Origin of the sequence: Bacillus siamensis KCTC 13613, assembly GCF_000262045.1 — a bacterium.
GTDB lineage: Bacteria > Bacillota > Bacilli > Bacillales > Bacillaceae > Bacillus > Bacillus siamensis.
The window spans coordinates 617778-641075 of the sequence record NZ_AJVF01000039.1 but is presented as its reverse complement, the minus strand read 5'-3'; the positions used below and the strand labels follow the sequence as shown (position 1 = coordinate 641075).

The window sequence follows — 23298 nt, the reverse complement described above, 5'->3', positions numbered from 1 at the left end:
GTCCCGCTATGACAAAAAACGTCCCATCATAGCCAAAAAAAATTATGTCTGCTTTCTTTAATTATTTTAACAGGATGACTTTGTTAATTCAACTGTTAAAGGTCAATTCCTCGACATTCTTCGCAGGATTTACCAGTATCTCCTTGATACAGTCATTATATACAGAAACGGACTGAAAGTGACAGACAAAAGCCCGCCGGAGCGGACTTTTGTCGTAAAACGCTTTCATTTTATCCAGAGTTTTTCTATTTCCTCTAATGATTTATTTTTCGTCTCAGGGCAGATCGTCACGACAAACAAGAAACAGAGAATATTAATGACGGCAAATATCCAGAAAGTGTACGCGAGACCCAGCCCGCTGATCATCATCGGAACGAATTGGCCGATCGCCCAGTTCGCCCCCCACAGGAATATCGTCGCAATACCGGCGGCGCGTGCGCGGAGGTGGTTCGGAAAGATTTCTGAAATCATGATCCACGTAATCGGCCCGACTGAAACGCAGAAAGCGGCGACGAATCCTAATATAATGACGACTAAAGCCGGACCGCTTGCCAGCTGAAAATAAAAGGATGCCCCGATTAAGATCATGAACAGCGCCATAAAGGCTGATCCGACCCCCATCAGCTTTTTCCGGCCAACTTTATCGACTAAAAGAACCGCGATAATGGTGAAAATCACTTCGACGACACCGACGATGCATGTCGTGACAAACCCCGCATTCTGCCCGAAGCCCATCATTTTGAAGATTTCCGGCCCGTAATACGTAATCGCGTTCATGCCGATGACCTGATTGAACAAAGCCAGCAGAATCCCGATCACAAGCGCTTTTCTCAGCCCCGGTTTAAACAGCTGAGACAATGAACCCATTTTTTCTAATTGTAAAGACGTTTCGATTTGTTTGATTTCTTCTTTCGCGGTCTGCTCGCCGTTAATGCGCGTCAGCACGGCGAGAGCTTCATTCCTGCGCCCCGCTTTTGCAAGCCAGCGCGGACTTTCCGGCACGATAAGCAGCACGATAAAAAAGATGACAGACGGAATCATGCCGTAAGCGAGCATCCACCGCCAGCCGGTGTGCACCCCCCATTCATATGAGCCGGACTGCTGGACGGCGAGGTTAATAAAATAAGTGCCGGAGATGCCTAATATCGTAAACAGTTGATACAGTGAGGACAGACTGCCGCGTATGGCCGGCGGAGCGGCTTCGGTAATATAGGTGACAGAAAGCGAGGAGCCCATTCCGATTCCCAGACCGCCGATGATTCTGGCGATAATTAAGGAAGACACACTTTGAGAAAGCGCAGAGACAACCGCTGACATCGCAAACAAAAGGGCCGCTGCCATCAGAACCTTTCTCCGTCCGAAACGGTCACTCAAAAATCCGGAAATACCGACGCCGAAAACACCGCCGATCATAATGCTTGAAATCACGAGCCCTTCCATAAAAGGACTTAAACGGTACAAGTCTTTCAGAAAACCGATGGCGCCGGAAATAACCGCCGTGTCATAACCGTACAAAAGCCCTCCCAGTCCGGCCGCGCATGAGATAAGAATGACAAACCACTTCGAATGCTCCCGAGTGACAGGTACATTTGAGCCAATTGGTGCCGGGTGATTCTTCATGAATTTTACCCTCCCGCGAATAATAGAATAAAAACGCTTACAAATTAGAGCACTGTTACATTTGTACGTACTTATAAAGAATTTTATCTAAAAATAAGGAAAATTAGTACGTACAAATAAAGAATAAGCAGTTTTTCAGAATCTGTCAATTGTTTTTACGACTTGATGAAAGGGCTTACTATGTTATACTGGAATTTGTCCGTATACATTTTGGAGGAATTGATATGCTACCGAAATATGCTCAAGTAAAAGAAGAAATTTGTTCATGGCTGAATCAAGGGAAAATACAGCCTGACCAAAAGCTGCCTACGGAAAATGAGCTGATGCAGCAGTTCGGCGTCAGCCGCCATACCATCAGAAAAGCGATCGGGGATTTAGTCTCGCAGGGGCTGCTGTACAGCGTTCAGGGCGGAGGCACCTTTGTCGCTTCACGCACGGCGAAATCAGCCATGCATTCAAACAAAACGATCGGCGTCATTACAACGTACATATCAGACTATATTTTCCCGAGCATCATCAGGGGAATCGAATCTTATTTAAGCGAACAAGGCTATTCCATGCTGCTGACGAGCACCAACAACAATACAGAAAGTGAACGACGCGGCCTTGAAAACCTGCTGTCTAAAAATATAGACGGGCTGATTGTCGAGCCTACGAAAAGCGCGCTGCAGACGCCCAACATCGGCTATTATCTCAATCTGGAGAAAAACGGCATTCCTTTTGCCATGATTAACGCTTCTTATGCGGAGCTGGCCGCACCGAGCTTTTCCGTCAATGATGTCAAAGGCGGCATGATGGCTTGCGAATACGTCATGTCCCTCGGCCACACGCACATTATGGGAATTTTTAAAGCGGATGACACGCAGGGCGTCAAACGAATGAACGGCTATCTGCAGGCGCATCGGGAGCGCGGAATCTTCCCGTCTCCGGACATGATCGTAACTTACACGACTGAGGAAAAAGAAACCGTGCTTCTCCAAAAGATTAAGGATACCCTTGAGCAAAACAGCGGGTCATACCCGACGGCCATTCTTTGTTATAATGATGAAATTGCGCTGAAGACGATTAATCTTCTCAGAGAATTCGGCTTAAAGGTGCCTGATGACGTGTCAGTCATGGGCTATGATGATTCACATTTCGCCCAGATTTCCGAGGTGAAGCTCACCTCTGTCAAGCACCCGAAATCCATTATGGGGAAAGCGGCGGCAAAATACGTCATCGACTGCTTAGAACATAAAAAACCGAAGCAAGATGACGTCGTGTATGAACCGGAACTCGTCATCCGGAATTCCATCAGGCGGATCGGCGAATGAAAAAAGCAATGTGCTGCGCACATTGCTTTTTTTGATCAGCTGTTTTTTAATTCGGCGATGATTTCAAACGACCGCATTCTGTCGGCATGCTCAAAGCTTTCTGAATTCACCATGATTTCATCCGCCTGTGTTGTCCGGATGAAGCTTTCCAGTTTTTCCTTCACACGCTCCGGTCCGCCGACGATCGTTGAACTGAGCTGTTCATTCACCATCGCTTTTTCATACGGCGACCAGATTTGATCCATGTCTTCAACAGGGGGCTTCAACTGGTTCGGCGTGCCGCGGACGAGGTCTAAAAATCTTTGATAATGCGATGTCGCCAGATGCTCCGCCTTTTCATCCGTGTCTGCGGCAATGACGGTGACGCCGACCATCGCGTACGGTTTATCCAGTACGTCTGACGGACGGAAGGAGCTTCGGTACAGCTCAAGAGCCGGCACGGTATTTTTCGGTGAGAAATGAGCCGCAAAGGCGAACGGAAGCCCGAGCTCTCCGGCAAGGCGTGCGCTGAAGCCGCTTGAGCCCAGAAGCCAGATCGGCACGTCCAGCCCTTCGCCCGGAATGGCGCGGACTTGATTGCGCACATTGCCTGTCGGTTTGAAGTAATTTCTCAATTCTTCAAGCTGCTCCGGAAAATCCTCCCCGCTGTTTATGTTTCTTCTTAAGGCTCTCGCCGTTAATTGGTCGGTTCCCGGCGCACGTCCGAGTCCGAGGTCAATCCGCCCTGGATATAACGTTTCAAGGGTTCCGAATTGCTCCGCGATTATAAGTGACGAATGATTCGGCAGCATAATGCCGCCTGAACCGACGCGGATTTTTTTCGTGCCGCCGGCGATGTGGCCGATCAGCACTGACGTTGCCGAGCTGGCGACGCCTTCTATATTATGATGCTCCGCCAGCCAATAGCGGTTATAGCCCCACTCCTCGGCGCGGCGCGCTAAATCCATGCTGTTGCGGAACGATTCAGCAACCGTTCCCCCCTGTACGACCGGCGATAAATTCAATACGGAAAACGCAGTATCTTTCAATGTATGTTCAGCCATCGTTTTCTCCTTTATGGTTTAGTGTAAGCAGATCTTAAACAAGGTCTCTACCACCCACCTTACCACAGCTTATCACGTGAGTTAAACAATTTGATTCGATGATCTTCGAACAATCAGTAAGCGGTCGTCACTAGTGAACTCTGTATGAATGAATCTATTACATTCAGATATGAAGAGCTTTTCATCCTATAAAAGTGAAAATCTATCGTTGAAAGAACAGACCCAATAATGTTAAGATATGTATGATATTGAATAGGAAGGAAGTCATTGTCTATATGCGTAAAAAACTCTTAATGGCACTCACAACAGCTTTACTGGCAGCAATCTTTTTTACAGGAAACACCGATAAGGCATACGCCGCAGACTTTTATGACGGCACTCAGCAGCATTTAAATGTAAGCGGATTTACCGATGCCTCCTACTACACGAAAAAAGCGAAAACTGTCGATTTTACTCTCAGTACACCGTATCCGTCTAATCGAACCTTTAAAGGAAACCTATACTTACAGCGAAAGTCAGGAAAGAAATGGACGACTTGCAAAAAAACAACCTTTTCATTCTCAGTAAGGGTGACTAAGTCATTCTCTTTAAAAGGATGCAAGACAGGTTATTATCGTGTCAAAGCCACGTTCAGCGGTTCAAAACTTGTCAATACGACAAACTCTTTTAAAATTAACCGATAAGATTCAGGGCCCTAAGATGATTAGGGTCTTTTTATTCGTTCTTTGTGAGTTCCTGTGCGATTTGAATAAAAAGTTTTGCCGCCAATGAAGCTTCCTTTACGGAAGGAACGGCAAGCAGAACATCGCGGTACACCGCCTGATTCAGATCTCTCGTCACGACATTGTCCGGCAGCGATATTCCCGACATAGACATTTGTGATAATATCGCGATTCCCAGCCCTTCTTTAATCATGCTGATGGACGTATTGACGTTGTAAACAGTGAATGCGGCAGTCAGCACAGATCCTGCCTCCCTAAACATATCAATAAGCGGTGATTCGTACCCTCCGTCACAGATGATCATCGGCTGGCAGTCCAGGTCTTTCAGAGAGATTGCCTCACAGCTGCAAAGCGGATGATCATTTCTAAGCACGACGGCCATTTTATCTTTTTTCAGCGGCAGATATTCCATGTCTTCCGTAGGAAAAAGAGTAATACCTGCGTCTATTACCCGGGAACGGAGCCATTCCTTTACTTCGTTAACCGTTCCTTCATGAAGCACCAACTCAAGCTTCGGATACCGTTTTTTAAACATGCTGATCAGTTTTGGAATGAAATAAGCGGAAGCGGCCGGAAATGTACCGACGTGAATCGTTCCCTGTTCAAGCCCTCTTTCCGCGGCCGCCAGCTGCTCGGCTTTTTCTATGCCTTTGAGCACCTCTCTGATATGGACGAGAATTTTTCCGCCCGTGTCCGTGAGCCTTAAGCCGTTGCGGCGCTCGCGGATGATCAGCTTAATGCCGAGCTCTGACTCAAGCGCAGAAATGGCATGGCTGACGGCGGGCTGCGTCATATTCAGCGCCTGCCCCGCTTTTGTAAAACTTCCCGTTTCAGCAATTTGAACAAAAACCCGCAGTTGTGTAATCGTCATAACGTTTTACTTATGCTCCTTATAAAAAAGATTCATTTTATTTATCTTGCTGATTACCGTATCATATGATGGAATTGTTCTACAAGGAGTGAACGACGTGAAACAGCTTTCGAAAATACAGACAGCTCTCATGCTGGCGTTTTTAGTTACGGTATGGGGGATTAACTGGCCGCTGACAAAGGCCGCGCTTGCCTATTCGCCGCCACTTCTGTTTGCCGGAATCCGCACGCTGATCGGCGGAATTCTATTATTAATGGCGGCGCTGCCCCGTTTTAAAAAGCTGCGTTTTAAAGAAACGTGGCCGATCTATCTGATTTCTGCTATTTTAAATATTACTTTATTTTACGGCCTGCAAACGGTCGGCTTGAATTACCTGCCTGCCGGCCTATTTTCAGCCATTGTGTTTTTCCAGCCTGTTTTAATGGGTGTTTTTTCTTGGCTGTGGCTCGGGGAATCGATGTATCCTTTGAAAATAGCCGGGCTTATTCTGGGCTTTTCCGGTGTCGCCGTCATCAGCTCAGCCGGTTTCGGAGGTCATATTTCCATCGCCGGCATTCTTTTGGCCTTAGGCTCCGCAGTCAGCTGGGCGCTCGGCACGGTATATGTGAAAAGAACGGGCGGACGCGCGGACTCGATCTGGATGGTCGCTCTTCAGCTTCTGATCGGCGGCGTGCTGCTTGTGAGCTCCGGCAGTTTTTCAGAAAGCTTTTCAGCGATTCAATGGAAAGCTCCGTTCATTCTGAGCCTTCTGTTCATTTCGGTATTTGTCATCGCGCTCGGCTGGCTCGCCTTTTTTACGCTTGTCGGTTCAGGGGAAGCAAGCAAGGTTGCCTCTTACACCTTCCTGATCCCGCTCATATCCATTGTCGTCAGCTCGATATTCCTGCATGAGCCGCTGACCGTCAGCCTTTTGGCCGGACTGCTTCTGATTGTCACAAGCATTTGCTTTGTGAATATAACACCGAAGAGACTGAAAACACCTGCTTTGGCCGCAGAAAAAAAGGCCGCTCATTAAAAAAACTCTTGCCGCGGGGCAAGAGTTTTTTTGTTTATTGATGTCTCCCTTTCACGAGATACGCAGCCGTAATAAGCAGGTAGATGGCCGCGGTGATGCATGTGATGACAATGGATGTCGTCGCAATTACGCCGATCAGGATGGCCAAAAGCGCAAGCACCGCGAACCAGGTCGTGTACGGGAACCATTTGACGTAATAAGCCGGCTTTTCTGTTGAATGTTTTCTTGATTTCAAATGGGCGAATCCGATAATCAGCCAGATGAACAGCACGGTATAGCCGAGTGAACCCATCAAATAATTAAACGTCTGGCTTCCTGCAAATAAAGAAATCAGAACGCCTACATATAAAAATGACGTACAAGTCAGAATCGCATAGACGGGAACCTTTTTCTTCGATAGTTTTGAAAAGATTTTCGGCACCCGGCCGTCAGAAGCCTGCGTAAATAAGACGCGGGATGACCCATACAATCCCGAGTTCATAGACGAGATAATCGCAAGAAGAATGACGGCATTCATAATATGGTCGGCACCCGGAATTCCGATCATCTTAAATACTATGACAAACGGGCTTTCGGGAACGCTGTTGACTTGATTCCAAGGAATCAGGCTGACGATGATGAAAAACGGCAGCAAATAAAAAGCGACAATCCGCGTTAACGTGCTTCGGACAGCTTTCGGAATCACCTTTTCGGGGTTTTTTGTCTCCGCCAGCGTGACGCCGATGATTTCCGTTCCGCCGTATGAGTAGATCACGACGAGCATCGCCGTAATGACGCCCCCCGCTCCATGCGGGAAAAATCCTCCGTGATCCGTTAAATGAGACAGCCCCGGCGCCGTATGATTGCCGAATGAGAAAAATAAAAGCAGAATTCCGCATAAAATAAAGATGACAATCACCGTAATTTTAATGAGCGCAAGCCAGTACTCTGTCTCGGCAAAAAGCTTCACAGAAAGCATGTTTACGACCGTTACCACAATGGAAATAATCAAAGCGAGTATCCATATCGGACATTCCGGCAGCCAATATTGAATGAAAATGGCGGCTACGACCGCCTCTGCGGCAATATTGAGCACCCACATTTTCCAATAGATCCAGTCTAAAAAGTATGCAGCGTACGATCCGAGAGACTGCTCAACCAAATCACGGAACGTCCTTGCATGTTTGTTTCTGACAGCCATTTCGGCCAGCCCCTGCATAATAAACAGCAGAATGATTCCGCCGAGGAGGTAGGCCAGCAGCACGGAAGGCCCGGCTTCATCAATCGCCGTGCTGCTGCCTTTAAAGAGCCCGGCCCCAATTGCGCCTCCAAGCGCCATCATCATAATGTGTCTGGACGACATCGTCCGTTTCAACGTTTGCTTGTCCTTTTCCATCTATCACACGCCCTCTCGCAAAAAGTGTTCATCACATAAAAAAGCACGCCGCCTCTTTTTAGAAAAGAGACGGCGTGCCTCAGGCAGCCGCGGTACCACTCTTGTTGATCCCGAATATCCGGAATCCAGCTTAAAAACCTTTTAACGAAGGTCAGCCGTTAGGACATAGGGAATATTCCGACAATTCCGTTCCGCCCTGCCACTTCCGGGCGAGTTCAAAGAACAATCAGTCCGCGTTGCACCAAACCGCGGCTCTCTTTTTCTGACTGGATTCTTTTACTGCTCCCGTTCACAGTGTTTTATGTTAAATGAATCTCTTGAGTTTTTATTTTCTGAATATAGTAACATAATATACAGTCTTCTAATTTCAAAGTCAATACTAATTTTTACCGTCCTATTGTCCTTCCCGGTCATTCGAAAATCTCAGCTGAAATCCGGAAACAAGGCTTTGCTTTCCGGGTGCCGCGCTTTCCGCTTTCACCTTAGTGTTTGCGTATAAAAACAGCGCAAGCGCAATGCCGAAGGATATGACGAGAATCCATGCTTTTTTCATCCAGATGCCTCCTCACTTTCTATCATCGGCGGCCTTTCTCTTTTTTTTATACGCCAAATCGAAAAAACAATTTTAAAATTCTGTTTTCCTTATATTGAAACTTGCTTTATCATAAAAGTATGCGTTTACATTCGAATAGGGAGGTTATAGCATGACCCCTGTCAATTCAAGCAGTATCGGGAAGATTCAGGCAGCCAGCAAAGGCTTGTCGCCAAAATTGAGAGCGATTGCAGATCATATCGTGAAGGAACCGAAAGACGTGGTTCATCTCTCTATCATTCAGCTGGCGGAAAAAACGAAAAGCTCTGAAGCGACGATTTTCAGGCTGTGCAAGCGGCTCGGTTTTTCCGGCTATCAGGATTTAAAAATCGCGCTTGCTCAGGAAATCGTTCAGGAGCCTGTGCAGCACATTCATGAAGAAATGAGTCCTGATGACAATACCGAAGTCATCATCCAAAAAGTTTTCCGCGCAAATATTTCCGGCCTGACCGATACGTTTCAGTTGTTAGATCCGGCCGATGTTGAAAAAGCGGTAGAGATGATTCACGGCGCAGACAGAATCGAATTTTACGGAAACGGCGGCTCCGGGCTGATCGCCACAGATGCGTATCATAAGTTTATGCGCACGGGCATAAACTGCATCGCTCACACGGACTCTCACTTTCAGGCGATGTCAGCTGGTCTTCTCGGTCCCGGAAGCGCAGTCATCGGGATTTCTCACTCGGGGAGCAACAAGGATGTGCTCGACGCGGTGAAAACGGCCAAATCGCTCGGCGCGGGCACGATCGGCATTACAAGCTACCAAAAGTCGCCGCTCACCCAGATTTCTGACGTTGTGCTGTATACATCAACAAGGGAGACGGCCTTCCGAACAGAAGCGATGTCCGCAAGACTCGCCCAGCTGACGGTCATTGATACACTTTATTTCGCAACGGCACGTCTGCGGCAGGAGAAAACGCTCGCCAACTTGCAGCAAATCAGAAAAATGATCGCGCACAAACGTTTGTAACCGTTTTCTGAATATTTATTTTTCAAAGAGAAAAGCCGATACAGCGGGAATTGAGGCAATTTTGTGAAAAAAATTTTCTTCTCTATCGTTGATTTATAAAAAAATTATTCCTATAATTGACTTTGTAAGGGCATACATTATCAATCTATCTTATTATTCAATTAGAGTAGGCGGGATATATATGAAGGAAACCCAAGCTGTTATCGGTCTGGATATCGGCACGACCAGCACGAAAGCCGTTCTGTTCGGACCAAGAGGCAAAGTGCTATCCAAACATTCGGTTCACTATGATTTAATACAGCCAAAGCCGGCATGGGCCGAGCAGGATCCCGAGCACATTTTGGAAGCTGTTATCGCGAGCATCAGAGGCGCCGTCACAAAGGCCGGACTGAGCCCGGACAACCTGCTGGCAATCGGTATCAGCACCGCCATGCACTCATTGATTGCTGTCGATCAAAACGGCGGCCTGCTGACCAAAAGCATCATTTGGGCGGACAACCGCAGCGCCGAGCAATCAAAACGGATTTTAAAAGAAATGAACGGTTTCGATATTTATAAAAGAACGGGCACACCGATTCACCCGATGTCTCCCCTTTCCAAAATTGTGTGGATGAGAGAACAGGATAAGGAGACATTCGCGAAAGCCGCCAAATTCATCAGTATTAAGGAATATATTTTGCACGAGTTTTTCGGAACTTATGTCGTTGATTATTCGATTGCTTCGGCAACGGGGCTGTTCCGTTTAGAGACGCTTTCATGGGATGAAGAAGCGCTCCGGATTGCCGGAATCCGGGAAGATCAGCTGTCGGACATCGTGCCGACCACTCACCAGCTATGCGGCCTTGCACCGGAAATCGCGGCACGGATGGGCATTCATGCGGATACTCCGTTTATTATCGGCGCAAATGACGGCGTGCTCGCCAATCTGGGAGTAGGCGCGATCGGCAAAGGCGAAGTAGCCGTTACGATCGGAACAAGCGGAGCCGTACGTTCGGTGACGGATAAGCCGGTGACGGATGAAAAAGCGCGGACGTTCTGTTATGCGCTGACTGACAAGCATTGGGTCATCGGAGGACCGACGAATAACGGAGGCATTATGCTGCGCTGGCTTCGTGATGAATTCGCTTCTCCTGAGGTCGAAACGGCGAAGCGGCTTGGCATTGATCCGTACGATTTAATGATTGATATCGCGGATAAAGTGCCCGCAGGCTCTGATGGTCTGCTGTTTCTGCCGTTTTTATCAGGAGAGCGCGCGCCGTTTTGGAATCCGAATGCCCGCGGAACGTTTTTCGGCATCAGCCTCCGCCATAAACGGGAGCATTTTATCAGAGCGGTGCTGGAAGGCGTCATCATGAGCGTCTTTTCGATCGGTGTCGCACTGAGAGATTTGGCGGGCCCCGCAAAAGATGTGCGGGCATCCGGAGGGTTTGCGAGATCACCGCTGTGGAGGCAGATTTTGTCCGATACGATGGGACGGGAAGTCCTCGTTCCGGAAAGTTATGAGGCATCGGCGCTCGGAGCTGCCGTCCTCGCTTTACACAGCATTGGCGAAATGGAACAGATTGAGGATGTTCAGGACTGGATCAGAATTTCTCACCGTCATGAACCGAATGTCAAAAACAGCGAAACATATATTGAGCTGTTTTACTTATACGAGCGGCTGTATGACAAGCTCAAAGATGAATTTGACGTCATCAGTGAATTTCAGCTCAAACAAAGCCGTTAATTCTTCTTTGAAAGGGTGAAAAGGTCATGTTACTGTTTATAGTCATTGCCGCTATTATCGTTTTACTCTTATTGATTACGGTCGCTAAGTTAAATCCTTTTATCAGTCTTTTGATTACATCCATTCTTGTCGGTTTTGCAGCGGGCATGAAGCTGCCGGACATTATCACTTCGATGAAAACCGGGCTCGGCAATACGCTGTCTCTGCTTGCGATCGTGCTGGCCCTCGGCACGATGCTCGGAAAAATGATGGCTGAATCAGGCGGTGCGGAGCGGATCGCCCACACCCTGATCGGCCGTTTCGGCAAAAAGAAAGTGCATTGGGCGATGGTGGCCGTCGCTTTTATCGTCGGCATCCCGGTCTTTTTCCAGGTCGGCTTCGTCCTGCTCGTGCCCCTTCTGTTTACGATTGCGATTGAAACCGGTGTTTCATTAGTGACGATCGGAATTCCGCTCCTTGCGGGACTTTCCGTCGTGCACGGATTGGTTCCGCCCCACCCGGCGGCGATGGCTGCTGTCGGCATTTATCACGCCAATGTCGGAAAAACGATTGTGTATTCTTTAATCGTCGGCATTCCGACTGCTATCATCGCAGGGCCGCTTTACGGAAAATGGATCGGTAAGCGCATTCACAAACCCGTCCCCGAACTGTTGAAAAAACAATTTATTGAACGGAATGAAAAACGCAAGCTTCCGGGATTCGCAAATACATTGTTTACGATATTAGTACCGGTGATTCTGATGCTTATGGCAACGCTTGCCGAAATTGCGCTTCCGGAAAAAAGCGCGCTCTATGACACTTTTAAATTTATCGGCGACCCTGTCACGGCGCTTTTGATCGCCACGGTTTACTCCTTTTTCAGCCTTGGATTTTATCAAGGCTTTAACAGAGAAAGCATTTTAAAATTCAGCAATGACTGTCTGGGACCGATCGCTTCCATTCTGCTCGTGATCGGAGCCGGCGGCGCTTTTAACAACGTTCTGATTGATTCAGGCGTCGGCACGTACATCGCAGACATGGCGAAGCATTCGAGCTTCTCTCCCGTTCTTTTAAGCTGGACGATCGCGGCAGTCATCCGTGTCGCGACAGGTTCAGCGACTGTCGCCATGATGACGGCGGCCGGTATTGTTGCACCGATTGCATCTGTCATGCCGGGGGTCAGCAGCGAGCTTCTTGTTTTGGCAACGGGAGCGGGCTCTCTGATTCTTTCTCACGTCAACGACTCCGGTTTCTGGCTCATTAAAGAGTATTTCGGAATGACCGTGAAAGAAACGTTCCTGACATGGACGGCGATGGAAACGATTATTTCTGTCAGTGCGATTTGTTTTATTATGATTATTAACGCGTTTATATAAAAACAACCCCCGGTTTTGGCCGGGGGTTGTTTTTTATCGGTCATTCACAAGGATATAAGCGGCTTTCACGGGTCCGTGGACGCCGACAACCAAGTCCATTTCGATATCGGCCGAGTTGCTCGGTCCGGTAATATAGTTGATGCAGGAAGGAACGGTGACGCCGTCTCTGATCTGCTGTTTCAGGATATCGCTGGCCTGCGTCATTCTCGGCACAATGGAAGATTTCGGAATGATTGCGATATAGGTGGTCGGAAGCAGGCTGACTGATCGGCCGGCATACTCTGACGCATACAAAACGACGGTGGCTGATTCAGCAAGCGTGATCTCGCTGAATGTAATGCCTACATTCGCTTGTTCCGCTTTTTCAATATTTTTCGCTCCTTGTTCCGCATCCCATTCCCAAACCGGAATGCCTTCATCCGGCCACTCTTCCGACATAAGAGTCTGCAGGCCGTACGTTTCAAACCGGCTGTCTTTCGGAATGATGACAGGCCCTCCTTCAAAACGGTCCACCTGCGTGCGCAAAGCGGCGTACAGCCCGGCGGCATCCGTTTCGATTAGCTCGGTATGAATGTTGACGCAGTGGTCTTTCAGCATCGTGACAAGATCATCTTCCGTACAGCCCGCATGCGTTTCATATTGAGGCTGGTACTTCCATTCAGGCAGGGACACGCCTGCTTTTCTGCGCTCTCTGCCCAGACGTTCGGCGATCCGGTTTAAAAAGGATTCCTGATGTTTAACCGTCCCTTTCATCATCATTCTTCCCCCTTTTGTTTTTCCCGGTCAAAAAACCAATCTCTGAATCTCGATTTATGCGGCGCCGGGAAGTCCCGGACTGCGGTCCATCCCTTTAACGGCCCCGGCCCTTTTGATATTTTGTCATCTTCCGTAAACGGCGTCATGGCTGCAGGCGCCCATTTTGATCCCATTTTATAAAGGGACGGGGATGACGAGCCGATCCCGAAGGCTTTCATGGCCAGTTTTTCGCTGAACGGCGCTTTGCCCTCTTTTTCCACGATGTTCTGCCGATGCTTGAGCAGCAGCTCGTGCAGCGGAATTTTAACAGGACACGCTTCCGTACAGGCCGCGCATAAGGAAGATGCGTACGGGAGCTCCTTATACTCATCGTATCCGCCGAGAAGGGGCGATAGGACGGCGCCGATCGGACCCGAATAGATGGACCCGTACGAGTGTCCGCCGACATGCCGGTACACAGGACAGACGTTGATGCAGGCGGCGCAGCGGATACATTGCAGCACCGATTGAAATTCCGTGCCGAGTATGCGGGAACGCCCATTATCCACGACCACGAGGTGGAATTCCTCCGGCCCGTCTGCTTCTCCCTCTTGCCGGGGGCCCGTCAGCGCCGTAATGTAACTTGTAAGCCGCTGGCCGACGGCGCTTCTCGTCAGCATGCTGACAAGCACTTCAAACTCAGAAAATGAAGGAACGATCCGCTCCATTCCCATCACGGTGATCTGCGTCTTCGGCAGCGCGGACACAAGGCGGCCGTTTCCTTCGTTTGTCACGAGACTGACCGATCCCGTATCCGCGATTGCAAAGTTGCAGCCCGTGATGCCGACATCCGCTTCGAGAAATTTTTTCCGGAGGACACTGCGCGCGTGCATGACGAGCTCTTCCGGTTTTTCCGTCTGTTTGTATTCGAGTCTCTCTTTAAACACGTCACGAATCTGTTCTTTGTTTTTGTGAAGAGCCGGAGCAACAATATGTGACGGCGGATCGTGATCGTCAATCTGGAGAATATATTCGCCGAGATCCGTTTCTGTGACTTCGCAGCCCTCATCTTCAAGCACTTCGTTCATATTGATTTCTTCTGTCACCATGGATTTGGATTTTACGATTTTTTTGGCGTTTTTCTGCCGGATGACATCGCGGATATAGGAGGACGCTTCTTCCGCCGTTTCGGCGAAAAATACGTGCCCCCCTCTTTTGGCGACGTTTTCGGCGAGCTGTTCTAAATAGAAATCAAGATTGTCCAGCACATGCTGTCTGATTTCCTCCGCATGGGAACGCCAATCCTCCCAGTTTCCCAATTCCTCTGCCGCCTGAAGCCTTCTCGTCCTGAGCCGTTCCTGCGCTCCGGAGACGGCTCCTCTCATAAATTCATTATCTATTCCTTCTGATACCCGCTCTTTAAAAGCGGCGGTACCGATTTTCATCGCCATGATTTTACCCCCCTGTGGTTTTTCCTGTTATCTGCTGTTCAGCACTTCGGCGATGTGCATGACTCTGACGTTTTTATCCTTACGGTCAAGACGCCCTCCGATATTCATCAGACAGCCGCAATCCGCCCCGATCAGCACCTCGGCCTCCGTTTCTTCCACGCAGGCGACCTTTTCATCCACCATTTGCTCAGAGATTTGCGCCATTTTTACTGAAAACGTTCCTCCGAATCCGCAGCATTGATGTTTTCCGGGAAGCGAAGTAAATTCAAGCCCCTTTACATGGCGCAAAAGCTTCATCGGCTCCTCCGACACGCCGAGCAGCCTTGTCATGTGGCACGACGTATGTAATGTCGCTTTTTTATGCAGCACCGCCCCGACATCCTCCACCCCGAGAACATTGACGATAAAATCTGTTAACTCATACGTTTTGTCCGCAAGCTGCTGCGCTTTTTCCGCCCACTTCGGATCGTCCTGAAACAGATGCGGATATTCACGGAACATCGTCGTACAGGAACCTGACGGACTGACGACGTACTCCGCTTTTTCAAACGCGGCAATCATCTGCTTCATCGCTTTTTTCGCGTCCGTCACATACCCGCTGTTGTATGCGGGCTGCCCGCAGCAAATCTGACCCTCGGGAAAATCTACCTCACACCCGAGCCGTTCCAGCACCTCAACCGTCGCCTTTCCGACATTGGTCTGGAACATATCCACAAGGCACGTGACAAATAATGAGACTTTCATGATGAACCCCTCTTTCATCCTCAATATGTGATCCGGTCATCTGATGACCTGTTTTTGGAAAGCTCTATAAATATCCTACACTATTCTGAATATGGATTGGAAGGTTTTTCTGAAAAATCCTTTTGTCCGATGCGCTAAGATCACAAAAAAAAGAGAAGCCCGAATGCTTCTTTACGCCTCATTTTTCAGCAGGCGTCCCAGCCGTTGGACCCCCTCTTTTAGCGCGGCTTTTCCTGCGTAACTGAACGACAGACGGAGATATTCTGCGCCGTCTTCCTGATGCAGAAAAAAATATTTACCGGGTACATAGGAAACACCGTGAGAAAGAGCCCGCTCCAGAAGTGCAGACGTATCCGCCCCCGGCACTTTCACCCAGACAAAATAACCGCCGTCCGGCACGTGCCAGGATGCGGACTCGGGCAGATATTGCTTTAATGCGGCGATCAATACGTCACGTTTGCTCCGGTATGCTTTACGCAAGGCGGCGAGCCGTTCTTCAACATTCGTTTGGTCCAGATAGACGGCGGTCACCGCTTGAGAAAATGGATGATCCAAGTCTTTTTTAAACCAAGACAATGCCTTGATGAATACAGCGTCCCCTGCAATCCAGCCGATTCTCAGACCCGGGGCGATGACTTTTGAAAATGAACCGGCGTACAGCACCCGGCCGTTCTGATCCATGGCTTTCAATGACGGCGGGATATCCGTGAATCCGAGCTCGCCGTATGCGTCATCCTCCAAGATGAGAAAATCATATGTGTCGGCAAGCTGAAGCAGGCGGGTTCTCCGCTTCGCTGACATCACGGTTCCCGCAGGATTCTGAAAAGCGGGTATCGTGTAAAGAAGACGCGGAAGCACAAGCCCTTTTCGTTTTCTTTCCTCAAGCATGAACGCTAATGTTTCTGTTTGCAGGCCGTCTTGATCTGCCGGAATGCTCATTATATGCGGTGTGTAATTTTTAAAAATCTCGAGCGCTTCCATGTAAGCCGGAGCTTCTGCGGCAGCCGCGGTTTGTTCATCGAGGAACACCCGGGCTGCCAGATCTATCGCCTGACAGGCGCCGGAGGTCACGAGCAGTTCATCGTCACGGCAGCGAATGCCGCGGATGGCCAACCGTTCTTGAATCTGCTTTTTTAAAACGGCCGTCCTCGGACTTCCCATATAATGCAGCGGCAGATCGCGCTCCTCATCCAGAAGGCGGGACGCGGCTTCTTTCAGCTCCTTATCAGGAACGAGCGCGGGATCGGGATAGCCGGAATGCAGAGGGATGCACGCTTTTGGAACAGCCGGCATCCACTCCCCGGGAGGATCGTTTGTCAGAGCTTTCTTTACATGGTCAGGAAAAAAAGATTCGGCCTGCATGTGATCTTATCCCCTTTCACAAGTCAGCTTCTATACATTTTCTTCAAAATAAGCCCCCAGCACTTCTTCCACATTGGTCAGGTGCGCGGTCATCGCGGCTTCCGCTTCATCCGCGTCTCCGGCCGCGACGGCGCTGTATATGCGTTCATGCTCTTCATACAATCGCTGCACGCTCGTTCGTTTAGAAAACAGCCAGATTCTTCTCGTTTCTCTCATCGTTTCCAAAAGAAGCGCAGAGACATGATTCATGAGATGCTTGAGCAGGCCGTTTTGTGATGCTTCCGCCAGCGCCATGTGAAAGGAGAAATCTGCTTTTTCGCCCAATTCTTCGTCTCCGTCGATGTCTTTCATCTCCATGAGGGCCTGACGGATTTTTTGTAAATCCTCTTCGGTGCGTTTTTCAGCGGCCATGGCGGCGACGCCGAGTTCAAGCAGCTTTCTGACTTCGAGCAGCTGTTTGACATCCTCTTTTTTCATTAAGAGAGCGGAAGAAAGCGGCTGGGAAATATGGGACGGCTCAAATTCTCTTATGTATGTGCCTTCTCCCTGCTTCATGTCGACGAGCCCCATCGCTTTTAAAGCCGACAGCGCTTCTCTGACCGCCGAGCGGCTGACCTGAAAGCTCTCGGAAAGCGTCTGAACGGAATCAAGCTTTTCACCCGGCTTAAGCTCGCCCGCTTTTATCTTCTCCAGCAATGCATCAGCGATTTCTTCGTAGATTTTTTTCGTTTTAATTTGTTTATATTTCAACGCGATCACCCCGTCACTTGTGAATCTTGATGTTTATCGTCTATTATACTTCTTTTTTCGCACCGCCGACAGGTACAGACAATTTGTTCAAGAAAAGGATTGTATTTTCAAAACTTTCAAAATATAATGCTAATTAACCCGGTCATCAGATGACCTTATCATAAAAGTAATCGCTTGCATGACATAAGGAGGGGTTTTTTAGGGATGCAATGGACACAGGGGTATGCTCCATTAGGGGGAAATTTGCTTTTATCGGCAGCTTGCGCGCTCGTGCCGATGATCTTCTTTTTTTGGGCGCTTGCGGTGAAACGGATGAAGGGGTATATAGCGGGGCTTTTGACGTTAGCCGTTTCGCTTTTAATCGCTGTATTTGTGTACGGCATGCCGGCGGAAAAAGCGGTGCTGTCGGCTTCGCAGGGAGCGGTGTACGGGCTGCTTCCGATCGGCTGGATTATCGTCACATCGGTCTTTTTGTATAAAATCACCGTGAAAACGGGACAATTTGAGATTATCCGGAGTTCAGTGCTGTCCATTACAGATGACCGGCGTTTGCAAGCGCTGCTCATCGCCTTTTCTTTCGGGGCGTTTTTAGAAGGCGCCGCCGGTTTCGGCGCTCCCGTCGCGATCTCGGCCGCTTTGCTTGTCGGACTTGGTTTTCAGCCGCTTTATGCGGCGGGGATTTGCCTGATTGCCAATACGGCGCCCGTTGCCTTTGGCGCGATCGGCATTCCGATTACCGCCGTCGAAGGTCCGACCGGGATACCGGCTATGGACATTTCCCAAATGGTCGGCCGGCAGCTGCCGTTTTTATCCGTGTTTATACCGCTTTATTTAATCATTTTGATGAGCGGGTTTAAAAAGGCTTTTGAAGTATGGCCGGCCATTCTTGTTTCCGGCGTCTCCTTTGCGGCCGTGCAGTACGCAAGCTCGAACTTTTTAGGGCCTGAACTGCCGGATGTGCTGTCGGCGCTAGTTTCCATGGCCGCGCTCGCTGTGTTTTTAAAGTTTTGGAAACCGAAAACGGCCTATCGTTTCGCGGCAGAACGGGAATCAGCAGCGTCCATCGACGGGGTGCCGGCCGTGTACGGAGGCGCTCAAATATTTAAAGCATGGTCTCCTTTTCTTCTTCTGACGGCCATGATATCCGTTTGGGGGATTCCCGGCGTGAAGGCCGCCCTGACCGGCCATTATGAAGGAACGTCAATTTGGCTTTCCTGGCTGAATGCAGCCGGGCGAGCATTGACTTTCACGCCTCCCGTCCCATTTGTAAATCAGCAAATTCTTCAGGCGGACGGCACGCCGATTGAAGCGGTGTACAAGCTTGAGCTTCTCGGTTCAGCGGGCACGGCGATTCTGATTGCCGCCGTCATCTCCAAGTTCGCACTCGGCATGTCGTGGAAGGCATGGGGCGGGGCGTTTATAGAAACGGTGAAAGAATTGACGCTTCCGATCGTCACCATCGTTTCCGTTGTCGGCTTTGCTTATGTGACGAACGCTTCCGGCATGAGCACGACACTCGGTCTTGCGCTTGCCATGACGGGCGCGATGTTTACCTTTTTTTCACCGGTGCTCGGCTGGCTCGGCGTGTTTATTACCGGCTCTGATACGTCGGCCAATCTGTTATTCGGCGGATTGCAAAAGGTGACGGCGCTCTCTGTTGGGATGGAACCGGTTCTCTCCGTCGCCGCCAATTCATCAGGCGGTGTCACCGGAAAAATGATTTCTCCGCAATCCATTGCGGTTGCCTGTGCCGCTGTCGGTCTGGCGGGCAAGGAAGCTGACCTTTTTCGCTTTACGATTAAGCACAGTCTGTTTTTGCTTCTGCTCGTCTGTCTCATGACATTTTTACAGCATCATCTGTTTTCATGGATGATCCCGTAACACGGAGAACCTCCCCGGGCATGGCTCGGGGAGGTTTCAGCTGTACCGCTTTCGCGCAGATGACGGCGGAATATTTAATTGGTCACGGTATTTGGCGACGGTGCGTCTGGAGATTCGGATGTCATGCTGTTCATGCAGCAGATCGGCAAGCTTTTGGTCTGAAAAAGGTTTCTTTTTATCTTCTTTACGGACCAATGCTTCCAGATGCGCTTTTACGGCATAATTGGAGGCGCCGCCGTCTCCCGATGATTCAGCTTTCGCCGAGAAAAATGTTTTCATTTCATACAGTCCGTACGGCGTCTGGACGAACTTCCCTTTGATGGCCCGGCTGATCGTTGATTCGTGGAGCTCCAGCGTTTCCGCCACCTCTCTTAAGGTCAGCGGCTGCATTCCGCTTTTTCCTGTGAGAAAAAAGGATGCCTGCCGTTCAGTCAGGACGCCGATGATTCTCGTGATGGTTTGTTTTCTTTGCGACAACGCCCGGTTCAGCCAGCGCCATTCCTGATATTTCGCCGACAGATAATTTTTCGTATCACGGCATCCGGCGGCTGACAATAGCGGCTGGTAATGGGCATGAAGCTGGATGTCAGGGAACGAACGGCTGTTGAGCCGCGCTTGAATGGTGCCGTTTTTCACCGTGATGAAAATATCCGGTTCCACGTAAAAACCCGGCTCCTCATGCGCATAACGGAGCCCCGGCCTCGGATCAAGCGCGCTGATCATGTCAAAGATGTCCTGAATATCTTTCAGCGGAATGCCCGTCTTCATTGTAAGCGCTTTCCAGTTCTTTCTTGCAAATAGCTCAAAATAAGCGCCGGCAATCCATTCCGCCTGTTCATTCCGTTCGGGCAGACGGCGGAGCTGAAGAAGGATGCATTCCTGCAAAGACCGAGCACCGATTCCCGCGGGCTCAAGCGATTGAAGCTTTGAAAGAACCGCTTCCGTCTCCTCTAATGATGCGGATACATGGTCGGCGGCAGCTTGTATGTCCTCATTTAAATATCCGTTTGAATCCAAAGAATATATCAGATAATTAAAAATTTTCTTCTCATCATCGGACAGCTTCATGTCCAAGGCCTGCTGTTTGAGCGAATCCTGCAGCGTTTTGCGCGTAAGTCTGATCTGCTGGCTTCCGTCCCGTTCTTTCATCCTGTTTTTACTTGTTTTATGGTAAGATAGTGGCGGCGTGTCTGTTTCCTTTCGTTCAATCAGAGGGTTTTCCAGTGAGAGCTCATCAATATATCCGGCCAGTTCCGCGGAATTGTATCCGAGTAATGTGATGGCCTGTTTAAGCTCTTGCGTTAATTGAGGCTTTAACATTTGTGTTTGCTGAAGTTTGATATCCATCATGCTCACTCCCCTTTTTTCATTGTACATGATTGGTTTCATACCGTATATACTTATTAAAAGGAGTTGCTTTATAGATGTCAGAACTTTTTTCTGTTCCGTATTTTATTGAAAACTTTACACAGCATATTGAAATGAATCCGAATGAAGACCGAATTCATGCGATGAACAGCTATTACCGTTCCGTCGTCTCAACCCTTGTCCAGGATCAGCTGACAAAGAACTCGGTTGTGCTCAAAAGAATTCAGCATTTGGATGAGGCATATAACAAAGTAAAACGTGGAGAAACAAAATAAACCTTCCGCTCATTCAAAGCGGAAGGTTTTCCTTCGTGCCGGCGGTTTCCCCGATCAGACGGACGTCCGGCGCTTCGTGCATCCAAGTGTGATAATAGTTGGCGTTTTTCCCGTATGAATTATCAATGACGGTATTTGGTTTCCCAAGAAGCGAGGACAGAATGTGGCCGTGAAGCCTTGACGTTTCCACCGATTCGTACCTGCTGAAAAACAGGACCGCTTTTTTCGTTAAGAAATCGGAATAGCGTTTCCAAAACCGCGCAATCGGCAGCGGGTTTCCCGCTTTTTTATTCAAAACATTCAGTGTTTGAAAAAAAGCGATCCCCCGGCGGTCACTTGCTGACAGCACATGCTGCCAGTCGCAGCTTTCAACGGAAGAATCGGTTTGCAGATTCGGATTGATTTCCCCGTCCGTGCGGATAAAATGAAGCCTGCCGCGTGACGGAGCCGCTGCCGTCCGGATCGGATACAGCTGATGGGCCATATCCGGCATAAGCCCGATATGATTTGCCGAAAAAAAGCGTTTCGCGGTTTCGTATGACACATGATCTCTCGTAAACAGATGCAGATCCTTGTGCTCCGCAAAAAGCGCCGCTGTCTTTCGCAGCCGTGTTTTATCCTGATAATAGATGGATTGCGGCAGAATGACGATCCTGTTTTCCGGAAAGGCTTTGACGATTCTTTCTCTGAACGTCTGATAGTACGGATAGAGATCCCCGAAATTCCCGCCTCCCTGGCAGACGATGATCGTTTCTTTGCCCGCCCGGCGCCCGAATGGAAAATTATCAGGGTTCCAGCGCTGTTTCACGCGGATGCCGTGCGCTTTAAAAAACGCCTCCGTCCCTTTCATAATTAATAAATCCCCTACATTTCCGTAGAGAGGATAGTCGGCATAAATGATGTCAGACTGGGGCGGTATGACGCTGAGCAGCCCTGCCAGCGTCTCTTTTAATCGGCTCATGACATGGCGGCTGTCCATGTTTTCTCCCCTTTCGTTTCAAACAGATGCGCAAGTGCGTCAATGACACGCTGCTGCTCGTCAATAGACAAGTCAGATCCGGACGGCAGACAAATCCCCCGGCTGAAAAGATTCTCAGAGACCCGCTCATCTTCACTATGAGGATAAAAGACGGAAGACGAGAAAAGCGGCTGTGTATGCAGCGGTTTCCACAACGGACGGGCCTCAATATGCTGTTTTGCAAGATAGGCGACGGCTTCTTCCGGCGTCACGCCGTTATCAAGCGTCAGAGCCGTCAGCCAGCGGTTTGAAACCGTTCCTTCAAGCTCCGGCATCATGCGGATTCCCGGATACGTTTCCAGCGCTTCCCGATACCTGTGAAAAATGTCTCTCCTCGCCCGGACACGATCTTCGAGCACTTCCAGCTGTGATATACCCACCCCTGCGAGAATGTTGCTGAGTCTGTAGTTATAACCGAGCTCGCTGTGCTGGTAATGAACGGCGGCATCTCTCGCCTGTGACGCAAGAAACCTCGCTTTTTCAATCGCGGCTTCATCGTCAGACACGAGCATGCCGCCTCCCGATGTTGTAATGATTTTGTTTCCGTTAAAGGAATAAATGCCGAAACGGCCGAATGTGCCGCTCTGTCTGCCTTTATATGTTGATCCTAAAGACTCGGCAGCATCTTCAATCAGACAGACATCGTATGCGTCGCAAAGGCTCATGAGTTCATCCATTTTTGCGCTTTGGCCGTAAAGATTGACGGCGATCACCGCTTTCGGGAGCCTGCCGCGCCGTTTTGCATCCCGGAGCGCCCGCTCAAGCGCGTCGGGCGACATGTTCCACGTCTCCCATTCCGAATCAATAAAAACGGGCTCTGCCTGCTCGTACACAATCGGATTCGCCGTGGCGACAAATGTAAAGGAGGGGCAAAATACAGCGTCTCCTTTTTTCACACCCGCAAGCCGCAGGGCTAGATGGATGGCCGCCGTTCCCGAGCTTACAGCCGCCGCGCTTTTCACTCCCGCATATTCCGCCAGCCGCGCTTCAAACGAATTGACGAGCGGACCGAGCGGCGCAATCCAATTGGAACGGAAGGCTTCCGCGATGTATTCCTGTTCTTTTCCGCTCATATGCGGCGGAGATAAATAAATCCGTTTGTTTGTATGCAT

Annotated in this window: 21 protein-coding genes and 1 other annotated feature; of the genes, 8 read left to right on the top strand and 13 right to left on the bottom strand. The window is 49.4% G+C overall.

All coding sequences use genetic code 11. The features are described from left to right. Positions 1-225 precede the first annotated feature (225 nt). A complete protein-coding gene (locus Y79_RS0111915) occupies positions 226-1620 on the bottom strand; it encodes an arabinose-proton symporter AraE (RefSeq protein ID WP_016937885.1) in 1395 nt (464 codons plus the stop codon). A gap of 224 nt (positions 1621-1844) precedes the next feature. On the opposite strand from Y79_RS0111915, the gene Y79_RS0111910 reads away from it, so the two are divergent. Then, complete coding sequence (locus tag Y79_RS0111910) at positions 1845-2933, top strand: arabinose utilization transcriptional regulator AraR (protein ID WP_016937884.1); 1089 nt, start codon at positions 1845-1847, stop codon at positions 2931-2933. 35 nt (positions 2934-2968) lie between these two features. On the opposite strand, the gene Y79_RS0111905 is transcribed toward Y79_RS0111910, so the two are convergent. Continuing rightward, positions 2969-3976 (bottom strand): LLM class flavin-dependent oxidoreductase, encoded by a 1008-nt coding sequence (locus Y79_RS0111905; RefSeq protein WP_016937883.1) that lies wholly within the window; start codon positions 3974-3976, stop codon positions 2969-2971. Between the two features lie 275 nt (positions 3977-4251). Here Y79_RS0111905 and Y79_RS0111900 point away from each other — a divergent pair, with 275 nt between their 5' ends. After that, entirely contained in the window at positions 4252-4659 is a 408-nt protein-coding gene (locus Y79_RS0111900; protein ID WP_016937882.1) for a hypothetical protein, read from the top strand. Positions 4660-4690: 31 nt separating this feature from the next. Here Y79_RS0111900 and Y79_RS0111895 read toward each other — a convergent pair whose 3' ends face one another. Next, positions 4691-5569: a LysR family transcriptional regulator gene (locus Y79_RS0111895; RefSeq protein ID WP_016937881.1), complete on the bottom strand. Its 879-nt coding sequence runs from the start codon at positions 5567-5569 to the stop codon at positions 4691-4693. A 97-nt stretch (positions 5570-5666) separates the two neighbouring features. On the opposite strand from Y79_RS0111895, the gene Y79_RS0111890 reads away from it, so the two are divergent. Continuing rightward, a complete protein-coding gene (locus tag Y79_RS0111890) occupies positions 5667-6584 on the top strand; it encodes a DMT family transporter (RefSeq protein WP_016937880.1) in 918 nt (305 codons plus the stop codon). A gap of 34 nt (positions 6585-6618) precedes the next feature. Here Y79_RS0111890 and Y79_RS0111885 read toward each other — a convergent pair whose 3' ends face one another. Continuing rightward, complete coding sequence (locus Y79_RS0111885) at positions 6619-7959, bottom strand: amino acid permease (protein ID WP_016937879.1); 1341 nt, start codon at positions 7957-7959, stop codon at positions 6619-6621. A 62-nt stretch (positions 7960-8021) separates the two neighbouring features. Beyond that, positions 8022-8261: a binding site (T-box leader), on the bottom strand. A gap of 92 nt (positions 8262-8353) precedes the next feature. Continuing rightward, the gene (locus Y79_RS1000000121505; protein WP_016937878.1) at positions 8354-8512 is read right to left on the bottom strand and encodes a hypothetical protein; all 159 of its coding nucleotides are present in this window, start codon (positions 8510-8512) and stop codon (positions 8354-8356) included. Positions 8513-8663: 151 nt separating this feature from the next. On the opposite strand from Y79_RS1000000121505, the gene Y79_RS0111875 reads away from it, so the two are divergent. The 3 genes from Y79_RS0111875 to Y79_RS0111865 all read left to right on the top strand — a co-directional run bounded on the left by Y79_RS0111875 (position 8664) and on the right by Y79_RS0111865 (position 12602). Beyond that, positions 8664-9521, top strand: a complete 858-nt coding sequence (locus tag Y79_RS0111875; protein WP_016937877.1) for a MurR/RpiR family transcriptional regulator — start codon at positions 8664-8666, stop codon at positions 9519-9521. Between the two features lie 181 nt (positions 9522-9702). Next, positions 9703-11247, top strand: a complete 1545-nt coding sequence (gntK, locus tag Y79_RS0111870; RefSeq protein ID WP_016937876.1) for a gluconokinase — start codon at positions 9703-9705, stop codon at positions 11245-11247. A 26-nt stretch (positions 11248-11273) separates the two neighbouring features. Continuing rightward, positions 11274-12602 carry a GntP family permease gene (locus tag Y79_RS0111865; RefSeq protein ID WP_016937875.1) on the top strand — a complete coding sequence of 443 codons (1329 nt, stop codon included), beginning with the start codon at positions 11274-11276 and terminating at the stop codon, positions 12600-12602. A gap of 33 nt (positions 12603-12635) precedes the next feature. Here the strand turns inward: Y79_RS0111865 and Y79_RS0111860 are convergent, their stop codons facing one another. The 5 genes from Y79_RS0111860 to lutR all read right to left on the bottom strand — a co-directional run bounded on the left by Y79_RS0111860 (position 12636) and on the right by lutR (position 17644). Beyond that, complete coding sequence (locus tag Y79_RS0111860) at positions 12636-13358, bottom strand: LutC/YkgG family protein (protein WP_016937874.1); 723 nt, start codon at positions 13356-13358, stop codon at positions 12636-12638. Next, positions 13358-14788 (bottom strand): LutB/LldF family L-lactate oxidation iron-sulfur protein, encoded by a 1431-nt coding sequence (locus tag Y79_RS0111855; RefSeq protein WP_016937873.1) that lies wholly within the window; start codon positions 14786-14788, stop codon positions 13358-13360. The genes Y79_RS0111860 and Y79_RS0111855 overlap by 1 nt, the downstream gene beginning before the upstream one ends. Positions 14789-14815: 27 nt before the next feature. Further along, positions 14816-15532 (bottom strand): (Fe-S)-binding protein, encoded by a 717-nt coding sequence (locus tag Y79_RS0111850; RefSeq protein ID WP_016937872.1) that lies wholly within the window; start codon positions 15530-15532, stop codon positions 14816-14818. Between the two features lie 171 nt (positions 15533-15703). Continuing rightward, positions 15704-16894, bottom strand: a complete 1191-nt coding sequence (locus Y79_RS0111845) for an aminotransferase-like domain-containing protein (protein WP_016937871.1) — start codon at positions 16892-16894, stop codon at positions 15704-15706. A gap of 30 nt (positions 16895-16924) precedes the next feature. Beyond that, positions 16925-17644 (bottom strand): L-lactate utilization/bacilysin biosynthesis transcriptional regulator LutR, encoded by a 720-nt coding sequence (gene lutR, locus Y79_RS0111840; protein WP_016937870.1) that lies wholly within the window; start codon positions 17642-17644, stop codon positions 16925-16927. Between the two features lie 204 nt (positions 17645-17848). Between lutR and lutP the strand changes: the two genes are divergently transcribed. Then, entirely contained in the window at positions 17849-19525 is a 1677-nt protein-coding gene (gene lutP, locus Y79_RS0111835; RefSeq protein WP_016937869.1) for an L-lactate permease LutP, read from the top strand. A 36-nt stretch (positions 19526-19561) separates the two neighbouring features. On the opposite strand, the gene rpoN is transcribed toward lutP, so the two are convergent. After that, complete coding sequence (gene rpoN / locus Y79_RS0111830; protein WP_029575308.1) at positions 19562-20872, bottom strand: RNA polymerase factor sigma-54; 1311 nt, start codon at positions 20870-20872, stop codon at positions 19562-19564. A gap of 77 nt (positions 20873-20949) precedes the next feature. On the opposite strand from rpoN, the gene yvfG reads away from it, so the two are divergent. Beyond that, complete coding sequence (gene yvfG, locus Y79_RS0111825) at positions 20950-21168, top strand: protein YvfG (protein ID WP_003151570.1); 219 nt, start codon at positions 20950-20952, stop codon at positions 21166-21168. A 13-nt stretch (positions 21169-21181) separates the two neighbouring features. Here the strand turns inward: yvfG and Y79_RS0111820 are convergent, their stop codons facing one another. Then, positions 21182-22147: a polysaccharide pyruvyl transferase family protein gene (locus Y79_RS0111820; RefSeq protein ID WP_016937867.1), complete on the bottom strand. Its 966-nt coding sequence runs from the start codon at positions 22145-22147 to the stop codon at positions 21182-21184. Next, the gene (locus tag Y79_RS0111815) at positions 22126-23298 is read right to left on the bottom strand and encodes an aminotransferase class I/II-fold pyridoxal phosphate-dependent enzyme (protein WP_016937866.1); all 1173 of its coding nucleotides are present in this window, start codon (positions 23296-23298) and stop codon (positions 22126-22128) included. Before Y79_RS0111815 ends, Y79_RS0111820 begins: the two co-directional genes overlap by 22 nt.

Coding starts and splice junctions, on each gene's coding strand:
- Y79_RS0111915 (WP_016937885.1), bottom strand. CDS start 1,620: ATGAAGAATCACCCGGCACCAATTGGCTCAAATGTACCTGTCACTCGG.
- Y79_RS0111910 (WP_016937884.1), top strand. CDS start 1,845: ATGCTACCGAAATATGCTCAAGTAAAAGAAGAAATTTGTTCATGGCTG.
- Y79_RS0111905 (WP_016937883.1), bottom strand. CDS start 3,976: ATGGCTGAACATACATTGAAAGATACTGCGTTTTCCGTATTGAATTTA.
- Y79_RS0111900 (WP_016937882.1), top strand. CDS start 4,252: ATGCGTAAAAAACTCTTAATGGCACTCACAACAGCTTTACTGGCAGCA.
- Y79_RS0111895 (WP_016937881.1), bottom strand. CDS start 5,569: ATGACGATTACACAACTGCGGGTTTTTGTTCAAATTGCTGAAACGGGA.
- Y79_RS0111885 (WP_016937879.1), bottom strand. CDS start 7,959: ATGGAAAAGGACAAGCAAACGTTGAAACGGACGATGTCGTCCAGACAC.
- Y79_RS1000000121505 (WP_016937878.1), bottom strand. CDS start 8,512: ATGAAAAAAGCATGGATTCTCGTCATATCCTTCGGCATTGCGCTTGCG.
- Y79_RS0111875 (WP_016937877.1), top strand. CDS start 8,664: ATGACCCCTGTCAATTCAAGCAGTATCGGGAAGATTCAGGCAGCCAGC.
- gntK (WP_016937876.1), top strand. CDS start 9,703: ATGAAGGAAACCCAAGCTGTTATCGGTCTGGATATCGGCACGACCAGC.
- Y79_RS0111865 (WP_016937875.1), top strand. CDS start 11,274: ATGTTACTGTTTATAGTCATTGCCGCTATTATCGTTTTACTCTTATTG.
- Y79_RS0111860 (WP_016937874.1), bottom strand. CDS start 13,358: ATGATGAAAGGGACGGTTAAACATCAGGAATCCTTTTTAAACCGGATC.
- Y79_RS0111855 (WP_016937873.1), bottom strand. CDS start 14,788: ATGGCGATGAAAATCGGTACCGCCGCTTTTAAAGAGCGGGTATCAGAA.
- Y79_RS0111850 (WP_016937872.1), bottom strand. CDS start 15,532: ATGAAAGTCTCATTATTTGTCACGTGCCTTGTGGATATGTTCCAGACC.
- Y79_RS0111845 (WP_016937871.1), bottom strand. CDS start 16,894: ATGCAGGCCGAATCTTTTTTTCCTGACCATGTAAAGAAAGCTCTGACA.
- lutP (WP_016937869.1), top strand. CDS start 17,849: ATGCAATGGACACAGGGGTATGCTCCATTAGGGGGAAATTTGCTTTTA.
- rpoN (WP_029575308.1), bottom strand. CDS start 20,872: ATGGATATCAAACTTCAGCAAACACAAATGTTAAAGCCTCAATTAACG.
- yvfG (WP_003151570.1), top strand. CDS start 20,950: ATGTCAGAACTTTTTTCTGTTCCGTATTTTATTGAAAACTTTACACAG.
- Y79_RS0111820 (WP_016937867.1), bottom strand. CDS start 22,147: ATGGACAGCCGCCATGTCATGAGCCGATTAAAAGAGACGCTGGCAGGG.
- Y79_RS0111815 (WP_016937866.1), bottom strand. CDS start 23,298: ATGCATACAAACAAACGGATTTATTTATCTCCGCCGCATATGAGCGGA.